11 protein-coding genes are annotated in these 14714 nt (G+C 51.1%); 6 read left to right on the plus strand and 5 right to left on the minus strand.

Annotated elements, in window-relative coordinates:
* Window positions 1-58: 58 nt before the first annotated feature.
* Together ACLD72_RS00840 and ACLD72_RS00845 are read left to right on the plus strand one after the other, a co-directional pair.
* Window positions 59-910, plus strand: coding sequence for a sugar phosphate isomerase/epimerase family protein (locus tag ACLD72_RS00840; protein ID WP_410995108.1), 852 nt, complete (start codon window positions 59-61; stop codon window positions 908-910).
* 47 nt (window positions 911-957) lie between these two features.
* Window positions 958-1971 carry a Gfo/Idh/MocA family protein gene (locus ACLD72_RS00845; RefSeq protein WP_410995107.1) on the plus strand — a complete coding sequence of 338 codons (1014 nt, stop codon included), beginning with the start codon at window positions 958-960 and terminating at the stop codon, window positions 1969-1971.
* Between the two features lie 206 nt (window positions 1972-2177).
* Here the strand turns inward: ACLD72_RS00845 and ACLD72_RS00850 are convergent, their stop codons facing one another.
* Together ACLD72_RS00850 and ACLD72_RS00855 are read right to left on the minus strand one after the other, a co-directional pair.
* On the minus strand, window positions 2178-3782 hold the full coding sequence (locus ACLD72_RS00850) for a helix-turn-helix domain-containing protein (RefSeq protein ID WP_410995106.1): 1605 nt from the start codon (window positions 3780-3782) through the stop codon (window positions 2178-2180).
* On the minus strand, window positions 3775-5568 hold the full coding sequence (locus ACLD72_RS00855; protein WP_410995105.1) for a sensor histidine kinase: 1794 nt from the start codon (window positions 5566-5568) through the stop codon (window positions 3775-3777). The genes ACLD72_RS00850 and ACLD72_RS00855 overlap by 8 nt, the downstream gene beginning before the upstream one ends.
* Window positions 5569-5769: 201 nt before the next feature.
* On the opposite strand from ACLD72_RS00855, the gene ACLD72_RS00860 reads away from it, so the two are divergent.
* The 4 genes from ACLD72_RS00860 to uidA all read left to right on the plus strand — a co-directional run bounded on the left by ACLD72_RS00860 (window position 5770) and on the right by uidA (window position 10920).
* Window positions 5770-6663, plus strand: a complete 894-nt coding sequence (locus ACLD72_RS00860) for a carbohydrate ABC transporter permease (RefSeq protein WP_410995103.1) — start codon at window positions 5770-5772, stop codon at window positions 6661-6663.
* 13 nt (window positions 6664-6676) lie between these two features.
* Window positions 6677-7507, plus strand: a complete 831-nt coding sequence (locus ACLD72_RS00865) for a carbohydrate ABC transporter permease (RefSeq protein ID WP_410995102.1) — start codon at window positions 6677-6679, stop codon at window positions 7505-7507.
* A gap of 245 nt (window positions 7508-7752) precedes the next feature.
* Window positions 7753-9105: an ABC transporter substrate-binding protein gene (locus tag ACLD72_RS00870; RefSeq protein ID WP_410995101.1), complete on the plus strand. Its 1353-nt coding sequence runs from the start codon at window positions 7753-7755 to the stop codon at window positions 9103-9105.
* A 12-nt stretch (window positions 9106-9117) separates the two neighbouring features.
* Entirely contained in the window at window positions 9118-10920 is a 1803-nt protein-coding gene (uidA, locus tag ACLD72_RS00875) for a beta-glucuronidase (protein ID WP_410995100.1), read from the plus strand.
* 51 nt (window positions 10921-10971) lie between these two features.
* Here uidA and ACLD72_RS00880 read toward each other — a convergent pair whose 3' ends face one another.
* From ACLD72_RS00880 to ACLD72_RS00890, 3 genes are all read right to left on the minus strand, one after another.
* Complete coding sequence (locus ACLD72_RS00880; protein ID WP_410995099.1) at window positions 10972-11871, minus strand: hypothetical protein; 900 nt, start codon at window positions 11869-11871, stop codon at window positions 10972-10974.
* A 91-nt stretch (window positions 11872-11962) separates the two neighbouring features.
* Window positions 11963-13387 (minus strand): hypothetical protein, encoded by a 1425-nt coding sequence (locus tag ACLD72_RS00885; RefSeq protein WP_410995291.1) that lies wholly within the window; start codon window positions 13385-13387, stop codon window positions 11963-11965.
* A 248-nt stretch (window positions 13388-13635) separates the two neighbouring features.
* Window positions 13636-14649: an alpha/beta fold hydrolase gene (locus ACLD72_RS00890; RefSeq protein WP_410995098.1), complete on the minus strand. Its 1014-nt coding sequence runs from the start codon at window positions 14647-14649 to the stop codon at window positions 13636-13638.
* Between the last annotated feature and the right edge of the window lie 65 nt (window positions 14650-14714).

The following is a 14714-nucleotide window of genomic DNA, read 5'->3' on the forward strand; positions in this document are numbered from 1 at the left end:
AGAACTCATATCTATGGTACCACTTTAACGGAAAAATGCAAAATAGGGAGGAATGAAGATGAAGAAGGGAATTAACATCTGGTCGTTCCGCGAAGGGACAGCCATTGCGGAAAGCGCGCGCCTGGCGAAGGCGGCCGGCTTTGAAGGGATTGAATTGTCCTTGAACGAGGAAGGCGAGCTTGGTCTGCAGACTACGGAAAAAGAAGCCGTCCAAATCCGCCGGCAAGTGGAGGACGCGGGGCTGGAAATATGCGGTTTGGCCACAGGCTTGTATTGGACTTATTCCATGACCAGCGAGCAGGAGGCTGTCCGGAGCAAGGCGTCCGACATCTGCAAAAAGCAATTGGAGCTGGCGGCGGCGCTTGGAGTTGACGCGATTCTGGTGATTCCGGGGGCGGTCGGCGTGGATTTCATTCCCGGCTCTGAGGTGGTGCCTTACGACAAAGCCTACGACCGTGCTTTGGAAGCGATCGGCAAGCTGGCGGGGGAAGCGGAGAAGGCAGGCGTCTCCATCGGCATCGAAAATGTGTGGAACAAATTCCTGTTGTCGCCGCTGGAAATGCGCGGTTTTCTTGACGCCGTGGGCTCGCCTTATGTCGGTTCCTATTTGGACATCGGCAACGTTCTGTACGCGGGTTATCCGGAGCATTGGGTTCGGATCCTGGGGCCGCGCATCAAGAAGGTGCACTTCAAGGATTATCGCCGCGAAGCCGGCGGGCTGCATGGTTTTGTGGACCTCTTGGCAGGCAATGTCGATTATCCCGCTGTTGTGGCCGCGCTGCGCGAGGCCGGCTACACCAATTACGTCACGGCCGAAATGATCCCGCATTATGAACATTATTCCGAACAGATCATTTTCAATACCTCGGCGGCTATGGATGCCATTCTGGGACGAAAAGAAGCTTATTAACTATAAGAGGCAGTTTTATTGAACGCGTACTTTAAGGAGGCAGCGCAATGCTGAAAATTGGTCTTGTCGGCTTCGGCTTTATGGGCCGGATGCATTTTGACAATTATGTTCGTCTGATGGCCGAAGGGGAGCCGATTGAACTTGTGGCGATTTGCGATCTGAGGATTGATGAATTGAAGGACAGTAAAGCGAACGGCAACATGTCGACGGGGCAGGAGATTTATGATCTGTCTTCCTACCGGCTGTATGATCATCTGGAGAAAATGCTTGCCGCAGAGCAGCTCGATATGATCGATCTGGCCGTTCCCACCTACCTGCATGCAGAGATGGCTTGCTCGCTTCTGGAACGGGGGTACCATGTATTCTGCGAAAAGCCGATGGCCCGCTATTCCGCCGATGCCCGCCAAATGGCCGAGACCGCCAAGAAGCACGGCCGCAAGCTGATGGTCGGACAGTGCCTGCGCTTTTGGCCGGGTTATGAGTACCTGAAAGAAGTGATTGCGGAACAACGTTTTGGCCAGCCGACTGCCGGATATTTCTACCGCGGCTCGGGAGCGCCGAAAGATTGGTTTCTCACCGAGCAATTAAGCGGGGCAGCTCTGCTGGATATGCATATTCACGATGCCGATATGATCCAGTGGCTGTTTGGAGCCCCGGAGAAGGTGTCAACCATCGGGCGGAACGTGATCCCGGGCAGCGGCTACGATATCGCGTCCACCCACTACGCCTACCCGGACGGCAAGGTGATCAACGCCCAGGTAGACTGGACGCTGGAGGGGGATTTCGGTTTTTACATGGGCTACCGGGTCAACTTTGAACGGGGGAACATCGTCTTCGACGGCAGCTCCGTAACTGTTAATCCCAATGACCAGCCGGGCTTTAAGCCGGAACTGCCAACGGATGACGGCTATTATCGGGAGATGAAGCATTTCATCGGGGCGATTATCCACGACAAGCCGATCGTCATTTGCACGCCGGAAAGCGCCGCCGCTTCGGTGGCGCTGGTCGAAGCGGAGGATAAGTCGGCGAATGCCGGCGGGGCTTGGGTAAAATACACTTAAAACGAATGATTGGGCAGATGGATATAAAGTTAGTTGTATGATTTGCAATTCTTCATCAGAGCATAGGGTGATTTTGTCTCTACGACAGTTGAGCTGCGAATTTCGTGAACGTCAAAAAAGCTTCCAGACCACTGCTTAAGTGGGAGCTGGAAGCTTTTTTTGTCTGCTGCATTGTCTGAACAAGTAAACTCTCAATTTAGAACAGGTTAAATCGACTTCCGGAACTCGTTCGGGGACATGCCGGCGAAATTCCGGAATAGCTTGATAAAATAGCTCGTATGCTCATATCCAAGCTGCTCGGAAATTTCCGCAACGTTCAAATCGGACTGGTTCAACAACTCCTGCGCTCTTTCCATTTTCGTGCGGGTGACGAATTCGACGAAGGTTTCCCCGGTTTCCTGCTTGAAAATCCGGCTGAAATGAGACGGGTTCAGGTTTAGACGATGCGCCATTTCCTCCATCGCGATCTTCTTGCCTGTGTGGATTTGGACGTATCGCTGCGCTTCGGCAATTTCCCGGCGTACGGTTTGTTCTCGCAGCGCCTCTATTTCGACGGATTTCTTTTCAAGAAAAGCCTGAAGCCATTCCATGAGATGGTCCAGTGTTTCGATCGAAGCGATCTTCCGCTGCAGCATTTCGGTGTCGAAGCTCGTGACGAAGTTTTGCATGACGGTGTACTTGAGCTGGAGTTCCATGGTCATTTTCAGCACCCAGCAATTAACGGCTTCGACCGGATATACCCCGCTTTCGATAACTTGTTTCCACTCTTTGACGGCCAGCGAAATCCGGGCCTTGTTCCCGGAAAAAATGCAATCTTTCAGCTCTTGCAGGGCTTTGGAATAATGCAGGAAGAGATCCTCTTTCGTCGTCTCCACAGGCAGCATTTTCGCATAGATACGCTCGCCCGCATAGAAACGGAACGTTTTGGCGTCAAACAACCGCTGAATTTCTTTTTTCAATTGGAGCAAATCGCCGCTGACTTCACCGCGAATAAACGAAATACCGACGCGCAAATGCTGATGCATTTGTTGTTGAACACGAAGCAGTTCTTCCCGCACGTCCTCATAAAGATTTCGTTTTAACGTATGCGGAAAGGGGAACAAAAACAGGTATTGCTGTTCGTTGAGCACAAATATAAAGCTCTCGCTCAACCGGACTAACTCCTGCAAGGCGTTATCGATGACGAACTGCATGTTGACGGCTCCGCCAAAGCGGATTTCCAATTCAGCGGCCCGTTCCGGCCAGGCGGCAACCGGAAGATAAGGAACGCCGCCCCGGAGAAGGATTCCGAAATTTTGAAATTCGTTTGCCCATTCCGCTTCGTTCCAGACCGGTTGTTCAAGAAATTTGCGGATGAATCGGGAACGTATAGCGGATAAATTCTGCTGAACTACGTTTTGGAGTTGGTTCCGGTCGTTTTCCAACCGTTTTTCCTCGGTCAATTGATTCGCCAACCGGCCCAGTACGGAAACGACCTGATCGATCCGGAGACTTTCCTTCAAAATATAATCGCACACATTAAGCTTTACGGCCGCCTGCGCGTAGTGAAAATCTTCGTGGCAAGACAAGATGACCGCTTTCAGCCTTGGGTTGACCGCGCGCGCTTTTTCGATTAATTCCAGTCCGTCCATCACGGGCATTCCGATATCCGTTACGAGAATGTCCGGACGATGGATCTGACAAGCCTCCCAGGCTTCGCCGCCGTCGGAACAAACGGCGGCCAATTCCAGACCCAGCTTCGGCCAAGGAATGCCGGCGCTTAAATATTCCAAAACCGTATAATGATCGTCGGCGATAAGAACTTTAAACATGATGGTCATCCTCCCCTGTTTTTTCGATCGGCAACAGCAGCTCCACGCTTGTTCCCCGGCCGTATTCGCTTTGAATGTCGATATCGAACCGATCCCCGTATAGCAATTTCAAGCGGCTGTAAACGTTAAACAGTCCGATTCCGGCGGACGGGATTTCTTCTCCCAGGGCCATTTGCTCGATTAGATCCCGCTTTTGGTAGTTCAGGCGTTTCTTTAATTCCTCAAGCGACTCTGGGGTCATGCCCAGGCCGTTATCTTCAACCGTTATTTTTAAGGAGGGGCCGGCGCTTTGCGCTTTGACTGAGATTATCCCGCCGCTCCGGGAAAATGCGTGTTTGTAAGCGTTCTCGATAATCGGCTGCAAGATAAAGCGGGGCACGGTAGCGGCAAACGGGTCCGCCTGAATTTCCCAACGGGTCTCGATCGGAAAGCGCGTGGTAAATTTCATCAAGTCCGTATATTGTTTGGCTGTTTCGATTTCAGCGTAGAGAAGGGCAAATTCATCCTGCTTGGAAAGGCTTGCCCGCAGCAACGAAGATAGCGAACCGACGACGAGGGCGGTTTCTTCATCGCCTTTCATCAACAATTTCAAGCGGATCGAGCTTAGGACGTTAAATAGAAAATGGGGATGAACTTGCGCCTGCAGCATCGCCATTTCCGCTTGCCGCTTCAATTCCTGCTCCATCTTCACCTGTGTCAGGATTTGCTCGATGCGATCGAGCATAAAGTCGAACGAACGGCCGAGCCGGCCGATTTCATCAGGTCCGCGAATGTTGGAACGCACGCTCAAATCCCCGGACTCCACTTTCTTCGCCGCTTCCCCGAGCGCCAGCACCGGCTTGGTGAAGCGCCGCAATAAATAGGTGAGGGCGAGCAAAAAGCCGATAGCGAACATGGCTTGCAGTATTAACATCGTTCGATACATTCCGTTCAATTTTCCCGTAAGCTGCTCATAAGGGGCTACGCTCACGAGCTTCCATCCCGAAAAACGCAGCGGGAGCGAAAGAAACAGTTGATTTTCTCCGCCTGCTTGAATAATCTCCGGTGAAGCGGGCACCTCCCACGGCAGTACACTCTCAAACTGGCTTCCGATTAAATCGGCATTACGATTCGAGATGATCCGGTTGTTTTCATCCAGCAGAAACACGTCCTCCTCCATACCGGCAAAAAGCTCCCGGAAGGTGTCCTCCGTTCGGCTAACAATGAGATAGGCAAACGGCGGTTTATTTACGGTCTCGGTCAAGGCCCGTGCGGTCATATACACATACTTCTGTTCAGGGTACAGCGGAGGCAGGTAATTATCGAGTCCGCCCAAAAATAACGTCTCGAAAGCCGTCAGGTGCTCCGCCTGCGAAAACCAGTCCTCCCGGAAAAAAAGCTGCGGCTCAAAGTCGTAGAACGAGTAGTCGGAATATGCCCGACCGTCCCTCGTCAGCAAGGTCAGGCGCAGGTCCCGCTTCTCGCCGGCGATTTGCTCCAACCGGGTCGTCAGCTGCCTCGCGGCCACTGGACTTTCTTTGGCCTCTTCCAATAACGTTTTAATTTCCGGATCGAATTGGACGAAATTCGATATGGAAACCATTTCCTCCAGGATTGCTTCCACTTGAGACTGCGTAATCATGAGCGATTGCCTCGCTTTTCCCAGCGTATGCTCGCGAATGATAATTTTGGAATACACGCCGGTTGTATAAAGCATGCCGATCGCCGGCAGCACAAGGCAAGCGATTGAAGTAAGAATCAGTTTTTTCCGCAGGGACACATGCTTGAAGTTCAGCCTTATTCCCATTTGTTGTCCACCACCTCGGCCGCAATAAATCGATTGTGTTATAAGGAAATATTAAAGCATTTCTTGGACCGTTTCATTCAACATTTTTTTCTAAGCGGCAAAAAATATCGCAAATTTTTTTTCGATTAGAAAAAATCGTTCCATGTGCGCCGGATACGCCGTGCCTATAATGAGGGGGAAACAGAGAAAGACAATGAGGTGATGAGGGTGATTCGAAAGCAAGCGTTTTATGAAACCGTTACCGGATATCTGTTTATTTTACCGATGCTGGCTCTGACGATGACGCTGGTCGTCATCCCGATTCTGCTGTCGGGGGTGATCAGCTTTTCGGACTGGAATTTCATTGCGGGCCTCGGCGGGCTGAAATTCGTCGGGTGGGACAACTACCTCCATTTGTTTCGGGACGAAGCGTTTCACCGCTCCTTGCGGAACAACATCGTGTTGATCGCGGTCGTTCCGGTGTCCATGTTCCTCGCGATGGTGCTGGCGGCGCTGATCAACAAAGGAACGTACTTTAAAAGCTTTTTCAAAGTCATTTATTTCATGCCGTTTATTTCCAGTATTGTGGCGATCGCTTTGCTATGGAGAGTGCTGTTTCATCCCAACAGCGGTCCGATTAACGGTTTTTTGCGGTCGATCGGCATCGATCACCCGCCGATGTGGCTGGCGGATCCGAATTACGCGCTGCTGGCCGTCATGATCATCATGGTCTGGACTTCGCTAGGGTTTAACATGATCATTTATCTCGCCGGGTTGCAAGGCATTCCCAAGGACCTGTATGAGGCGGCCGACGTGGACGGCGCTTCGCCGCTTCGCCAATTCTTCAGCATTACGCTGCCCATGCTGTCGCCGACGACCTTTTTCCTGTTGATTACGGGGGTGGTGGGATCATTTAAGGTGTTTGACCTGATTATGGTGTTGACGAACGGCGGGCCGGCGGGCTCGACCTCTGTCATCGTGTTCTACCTGTATGAAGCGGCCTTCGTCAATCTGGAATCCGGATATGCGTCCGCCATGGGTATCGTTCTATTAATTCTGATTTTGTTCATCACCCTGATCCAATGGGTCGGACAGAAGAAGTGGGTAAATTACTAGGAGGCCGTTAAACATGAAAACCATACGTCTAAACCGGGTCATCATTACGGCGCTTATGGGCATTGCGGGAATCTTCTTTATTCTGCCGTTCCTGTGGATGTTATCGGCATCGTTCAAGCCGGAGCTTGAGGTGATGACATATCCGATACAGTGGATCCCGAGCACGTGGAAAATCGTTGAAAACTACAGCCAGGTATGGCTCGGAAGCATCCCGTTCGCGCTTTATTATCTGAACAGCATCAAAGTGACCTTGCTGACGACCGCATTGTCTTTGATCATCTCCGCCATGGCGGCCTACGGATTCTCCAAGGTTAATTTCAAAGGACGGGAGGTGGTGTTTATGCTGGTGCTGGCTACGTACATGATTCCGTATCAAGCCATTCTCGTACCGCAGTTTATCATGTTTCGCTGGCTCGGGTTGTTCGACAATCACCTTGGCCTTGTGCTATTGGGCGCTTCGGGGGTGCTGGGCACATTTTTGTTGCGGCAGTTTTTCATGGGGGTCCACAACGAAATTATCGAATCCGCGAGAATCGACGGAGCGAATCACTGGCGAATCTTTTTCCGGATCGGGTTGCCGCTGGTCAAACCCGCGCTTGCGACCTACATGATTCTCCGTTTCATTTGGACTTGGAACGATTATCAGAATCCGCTTATCTTCCTGCGTACCGATTCGTTGTTTACGCTGCAGCTCGGCATCCGCAAATTTGCCGATTTTAACGGCGAATTTTATTCGCTTATGATGGCGGGCGCTGTATCCGCAATCTTGCCATTGTTGATCATCTTCATCGCAGGCCAGAAGCAAGTGATTGAAGGGGTGGCCTCGGGAAGTGTCAAAGGATAAAGAGGAAATCAAAAAGTCATCTTTTGATCACGAAGTAGAACTATGGAGCTTAATCGGCATCGAATCTTGAATTCAGCCGGGCCTTAGCACATGCTTCCGAAGCATGTTTCCTACGGAAACATTTCAGGTGCTCACGTACCCAAAACGTACGCTCCGCTCCTCAGTCCCTAGCTTCATCCAACCTTCTCGGTGCTGAAAACCTGACTTTTTGATCTCTTATTTAAATTAACCAAGGGGGAACTCACATGTTGAAAAGAAAATGGATTCGTTTTATCGCCGCGTCGGCAATCCTTGCGCTTATCGTTTCGGGATGTGCTTCCGGTTCGGGAGCTAACCCGGATCAGGGAGCCGGTTCGAACGGCGGCGCGCCGGACAATGGTACGGTAACCATCAAACTGCATACCTGGTACCCGAAGAAAACCGATAACTGGGATGTCGCCATCGCGGAATTTGAGAAGAAGTATCCGAATATCAAAGTGGAGTTCGTTTCCGCGGAAGACAACAATTCCAACGAATATTACAAGAAGCTCGATCTGGCGGCCGCCTCCGGGGAAGATCTGGACGTGATGATGTTCAGCAACATGAATTTCCTCAGCCAGCGTATGGAGCTTGGCATGTTGGAACCAATCGACAGCTATTTGGAGAAAGAAGGCGCCGTGCTTGCGGACGAGTATACGGTAGACACCAGAATCGCGGGAAAAACGTACGGGCTGCCGGGTAAATCAAGCCTGCCGCTGGTGTTCATCAATGAAAATCATCTTAAAGAGGCGGGGCTTGAGCTGCCGAAGGATTGGACGTGGGATGAGTATATGCAGTATGCCAAGGCGATGACGAAAACCGATGGCGGCAAAACAAGATACGGAACCTATTTCCATAGCTGGGCCACGATGGCGTACTTTATTCAGAATATGAATCAAGCTGCCGGAGCGAACTTGACCACGGACGACGGAACGAAAGCAAACGTAGATACGCCGTACGTCCGCAAGTCGCTGGAACTTCGGCTGCAAGGGGAGAAGGAAGGCTCCGTGACGCCGTATGCCGAAGTCGTCAGCCAGAAATTAAACTACCGCCCGCAATATTTCAATCAGGACACGAGCATGATTACGATGGGCACGTTTCTGGTTCCGGAAGCCGGGGGAACGGAACAAGTGCCGGCCACGTTCAAAACGGTGTTTGCTCCCCTTCCGAAGGTGAACAAGGAAGATCGGGTTTCGGGCAATGTCAGCGGCGATGTCCTGGGGATCTACAGCAATTCGAAGCACAAGCAGGAAGCGTACACGTTCATCCGCTGGTACACGACGGAGGGAATTACGCTGCAAGGGAAGTACTTTCCTTCCTGGAAAAAAGCGAATATGAACGAAGTCGTCGATCGTATTATTGCCGGCACAAAAACCCCGGAAATGATCGACAAGGATTCCCTGCTCTACGTTCTTGAAAATACGAAGCAAACGACGGCGGCGGTCGCGGTGCCGTTCCATGCGGAGCTGGAAAAAGTGTTTGTGGAAGAATTCGACGCGATGATGCTGTCAGCCCAGGACCTGGATACGACCGTTAAAAACGCCCAGGAACGCATTCAGAAAATCATCGATTCCAAATAAGGAGGGACCCTGATGCTTTACCCTATTGTAACCGCCTCCCGGGCGGTCATCGATTTAAACGGAATATGGAATTTCAAACTCGATTCCGGCTGCGGCTTCACCGAAAAATGGCATGAACGGCCGCTTGCCGATACGATCCCGATGGCGGTCCCTTCTTCTTACAATGATGCGGGGGTTAGCGCCGAGATTCGCCATCATGTCGGCTGGGTTTGGTACGAGCGGGAATTCGCCGTGCCGGGCGCGCTTTCCTCGGAGCGGATCGTTCTCCGCTTCGGTTCGGCCACGCATGAAGCGAAGGTGTACGTCAACGGCCGGCTGGCGGCCCGGCACACCGGCGGGTTTACGCCGTTCGAGGCGGAGATCAACGGACTTTTAACCGCGGGGAAAAACCGGCTTACCGTTGCGGTCCATAATGTGCTGGATGAATCGACGCTGCCCGTCGGCAACTATACGGAGCAAGAGGTGGAAGGTCTCGGCAAAATCGTCCGCAATCGTCCGAATTTCGATTTCTTTAATTACGCGGGGCTTCACCGGCCGGTCAAAATCTATACAACGCCTTGGGTCTACGTTCGGGATGTTGAAATCGTATCCGACTTGCGGCCAGACGGTTCCGCTGCGGTGCATTATAAGGCGGACATCGGTGGCGGGACGGCCGAAACAAAGGTCAGTATTCTGGATGAGAACGGAGCCGTTGTCGCGGCGGGGGAAGGGGCGCAAGGCAGCCTGTTTGTCGCGGAAGCAAAGCTCTGGGAGCCGCTTCACGCTTACTTGTACACGCTGAAAATCGAGCTGCGGCAAAACGGCGAGACGATCGACGAATATGAACAGCCCTTCGGAATCCGCACCGTGGAGGTAAAAGAAGGCAAGTTCCTCATCAACGGAAAACCGTTTTATTTTAAAGGATTCGGCAAGCATGAGGATTCCCCGATTCACGGCAGAGGGCTCAACGAGGCGGCCAATGTGATGGATTTTCGTTTGATGAAATGGATCGGCGCCAATTCGTTCCGTACGTCGCACTATCCGTATTCGGAGGAGCTTATGCGCTTGGCCGACCGGGAAGGGCTCGTGGTCATCGACGAGGTGGCGGCTGTCGGCTTGCATTTGAACTTTATGGCGATTCAATCGGGTGGCCCGAAACGGAACACATGGCAGGAAATCAGAACCCACGAGGCGCACCGGCAGGCGATTCGTGAATTGATCGCAAGGGATAAAAACCACGCATGCGTCGTGATGTGGTCGATCGCCAACGAACCGGCGACAGCGGAGGACGGGGCATACGAATATTTCGAACCGCTGTTCCGGCTTGCGAAGGAATGCGATCCGCAAAAGCGGCCCGTCACCGTGGTGACCTTGCAGGAAGGAAGCCCCGAGCACTGCAAAGTATCGGATTTGGCGGATGTCCTGTGCTTAAACCGCTATTACGGCTGGTATGTGGAAGGCGGGGAGTGGGAACTGGCCAAAGCCAAGCTCCGCCAAGAATTCTCAGGTTGGCAAAAACGCTGTCCGGACAAGCCGATCATCATGACGGAGTATGGCGCGGATACGATCGCCGGGTTTCACGATGTCGATCCCGTCATGTTCACCGAAGAATTCCAGGTCGAGTTTTTGCGGGCAAATCATGAAGTGTTCGACGAGTGCGGCAATTTTGCCGGGGAGCACGTCTGGAATTTCGCCGACTTCCATACGAGCCAAAATATCATTCGGGTTCAGGGCAACAAGAAAGGGGTCTTCACCCGCGACCGCAAACCGAAATCTGCCGCGCACGAGTTGAGAAAGCGCTGGCATTCGATTCCTGATTTTGATTACAAGCCTTAAAAAACCGGCCCGCAAATGGCTTTACAGCATTTGCGGGCCGGTTTCGCATGATTAGATCCGTTTTCCGAGGACAAGTGCGAAATACTCTATATTTCTTGTTAAGAAGTTTTTGTTTTCAAAGGCTGTATTCTGGAACTTGCTGTTCATATCTTCCAAGAACGCGGTTATATCTGAGGTGTCGGCGCCTGCAAACCGGTTGTCGATTTTCGTGTTGTTCAATACCGTATTCACATAGTTGTTTTCAGCGCGATAATCCCTCGACCATTGCGGGTTCTTAATCAGCTTCTGATTAAAATCCAGCAGAATTTCCATAAAGCCTTCGTCACTGCCGCCATTCGCCATATCTTTGACAATCTCGGCTAATTTATCAGCGGATTCCGGATCATATTTTTTCATCAAGGAGTCGAAATTGACATAATCATCAGGCGCGCCTTCAGGTTTGCGAGGGATATCGATATAGCTTGCTTCACCTGTCTCAGGATCGACCGTTCTGGTTTTGGCATACGCTGCGATCTTATCCATGGTGGCCAGGAACTTCTCCGCTTCATCGCCTGTCATGTAATTGTCCGCAATAAATTTCGCCTGAGCCAGCCCGCTCTCAAGCAGCGCCGCCCGTTCGCTTTCATCCGAAACGGAGCCGTCCGGAACAAAGTTGGAGCTAATTAAGTAATTTACGGCTTCTTCCACTTCAGGTGATTTTCCACTGAGCAATTGTTCTAAGGAAGCATCCATTTCGGCAGTAAAAAACGGCCTTATCGAATGGTGCTTAATCGCGCCTACTGGCAATTCCCGGCCGCCAGTCCCGGCGGCCAACTGCCTGGCGGCCTCGCTGATTTCCACGCTGTCGTGTCCCGGAAGGGCAGGACCTGTTTCCATTTTCGCTTGGTTGTTACCCCGATTTTGAGTGTCGATTCTTGGAAGCGATGAGATAACATTACTTTCGATTTTCATGTTATTCCTCCTCGTACAACCCCATAAAAAATACATGCCGATATATATAAATATATCGGCATGTATTTCCATATTTTTAACTTAATCTCATTTATCCTCCGTAGATGCTGTACGCAAAATGATACACTTGTTGCTGCGCATTAACGTCGACATTGTCGGCTACCGCCGCGATTACTCCGCATATATCGTAATAATGGGTGAAGCTGATCGGGCCGGGCAAATAATTGCTGATACTTCCCGTTGAGGGCGGTAAACTCAGGGTTACGGAAAAATCCCCGGCACTGTTGGTATTCACGTAGCCGACTCTTGTCCGGTTGCCGCTGGATTCGGACCAATACGGATTCTCCCATAGGACGATGACGCTTGTGTTGGCTACCGGAACATTATCCGCAGTAGTAACCTTGCCGTTCACCGTAAATGTTCGTCCGGTGATTCGATATTTTTTTCCATAATAGTAAGATGGATAATCGTTAGGTCCGCCGTCCGAGTTGAAGCCGATAATCTGAATTTTTTCGGCTCGTAATACGGGCGTCAGGGCCAAAGTATAATTGGTAGTTTCAGAGTATGTCCCTGTGGTATAAACGCGGAGATAATATGAGCCTGTGCCAAGCGGTACGTTATTGTTGGTCGGCGTGATTAATTGCAGCCGGTTGTCGCTCTGCACCGCATAGACCTCCGCTTTATAACCTTTCGCGGCAGAAGCGCTGTCTAAAGTGATATTCATGGCATCATAATTTCGGCTGCTTGGCACGGTTAGCACATACCAGTCATTATCGATGATGGAGTTAAGCGAACGGCTGGAAAGATAGGAGCCGCCTGTACTTACTGTGATACCGTAAGCGTGAAAAGCATTTTCGTCCGTTTCGAAGCTGTCATACGCACTACTTATAGCAACGGTTAGATAAAACGGATCATTGATGCTGCCGCCCTTTTTGGCGTTGACTTCAAGCAAATAAGCTTTTGCCGACGAAGAACTGTTCTTTACTCCGACATTCTCCGAAATGGTGGATCTCCCGTAACTATAATTGTTAAAGTAGGTGCCGTAAATGGAGTAGTCAATTAGAGCAACCGGGGTATTTGTAGACGCATCGAGTTCATATAAATACAGATCATAGTCCAGCTGCTCCGAGCGGGGAAGGTCAAGCTGGGCCTGCAAGATCTCGCCGGCTTGTACATAAATGGGGTATAAGTATGCAGACTCTCCTTCCCGGGCCAATACCCCCGAATAAGTGGCATAAGTGGCCGTTGTGGAGGAAACGGCGTTTGTTCTAGCAAGTGTACGGGCGGCATGTGATTCTATGCGTTGGGAACTGTCAATGCTATCCAAATCATTGACTATTTTATGCTGATTGGCTTCGCTAACGTCAACCCCTGGTTCGGCCTTAACGAGATGGTCAATAACATCAGGCGGATTCACGGTCTCGGTTTCGGGTTCGGCGGCAAATGCGGTGAGATTGAATGCAAGCAACAACACAAGGCTTAAAATCATGATCATAGACATCTTTGCCTTCATAATTATAACTCCTTTCGTAATAAGGAAATGTGGAGGAGTTCAAAATCCAAAGCAGATGACGGCTATCTACATCAGCGCCTCCTAACCTGTCCGTTTGTGCTCCATCCGTTGAACTGCCTGCCCGTAGCCGATGAAGTTCACGGTTGTTCAATCTACTGTTTTCACAGGTACTACTATCTATTAAAGCGCTTTTTTCAATAGAAAATCAAGGAAATTTATAGCAAAATTTAGGATGTTATGAGAATTAGGTTCTACCGCCCATGCAATACATCGAGAATGGTATCCACGACCAGTTCCGGCTGGTCATGAATGACCATATGGCCGCTTTTTTCCGCGACGATTAAACGGCTGTCCGTGGAGATATCCAGCATTTTTCGCTGTCCGGACTGCCAGATCGCCTCAAGCTTCTGACCAGCGGTTTCCGAAATGCCCACTTGGGCGTAATTCTGCGGGAGACCGCGGGCAATAATTCGCACCGGCAAAGCGCCTAAACGTTGTCCCCGAATGGCATCTTCGGTGGTATAGGCAAGCTCCGCTTCTTCTTCCTTCGCTTCAAAATAGCTTGGGGTCGCAATCACATTGATAAATTGTCCCCGGTCTTCCTCCGCCACCAAGCCTCCCAGCAAAGCGTCTTGAAACAGGTGCAGGATACCCGACTGCTTGAGCAGCTTAAGGGTGGAAGCCGGCGGGTTTCCGGTAAAATTCTCCGCTTCCAGGATCGCTTGGGTATCCCGGGCATCATCCTCGGGTCTGGCGTCAACAAGGACCAAGCCCATGACTTCGTCCGGGTAGGTTTGGGCGAACAGCCGGGCATACATCCCGCCCAAAGAGTGTCCGACCATGAGGTAAGGCCCTGGGATATTTTCCTGCTTCAATGCGCTGTAAAGCTCGCGGACGATCTGATCCCCGGTGCGTTCGCGCGTGGCCTTTTCGCTCCATGCATACCCCGCCCGGTCATAGGTGACGACCGTCGCATAAGAGGCGAGCTTGTCCGGGATATCACGCCAGGACAAACTTGTTTCTCCGCTTCCCGCCTCGAGCACAATCGTTGGGGACCCGCTGCCCGATTTCACCAAATGAAGATCATATCCGCCCACATCGACCATTTGGCCGGGAGGAGGATAGTCTTTCGCGGCTTGTTTCGAAGCGATGGCTTCATAAGTGAAACCAGCGCTGATCAGAGTGATCCCAACGGCGAATGTAACCCCAAAACCGTATATCAATTTTCTCCATACCGATGTTTTCTTTTTTTCGCGTTTGCCCATGTAAAGGTTCCTCTCTCATTTCTGTTTATTTAGTACAATGTACTAAAAAGGATTTTAGCACGTTG

The sequence above is a fragment of the Paenibacillus lacisediminis genome (genome assembly GCF_046567315.2).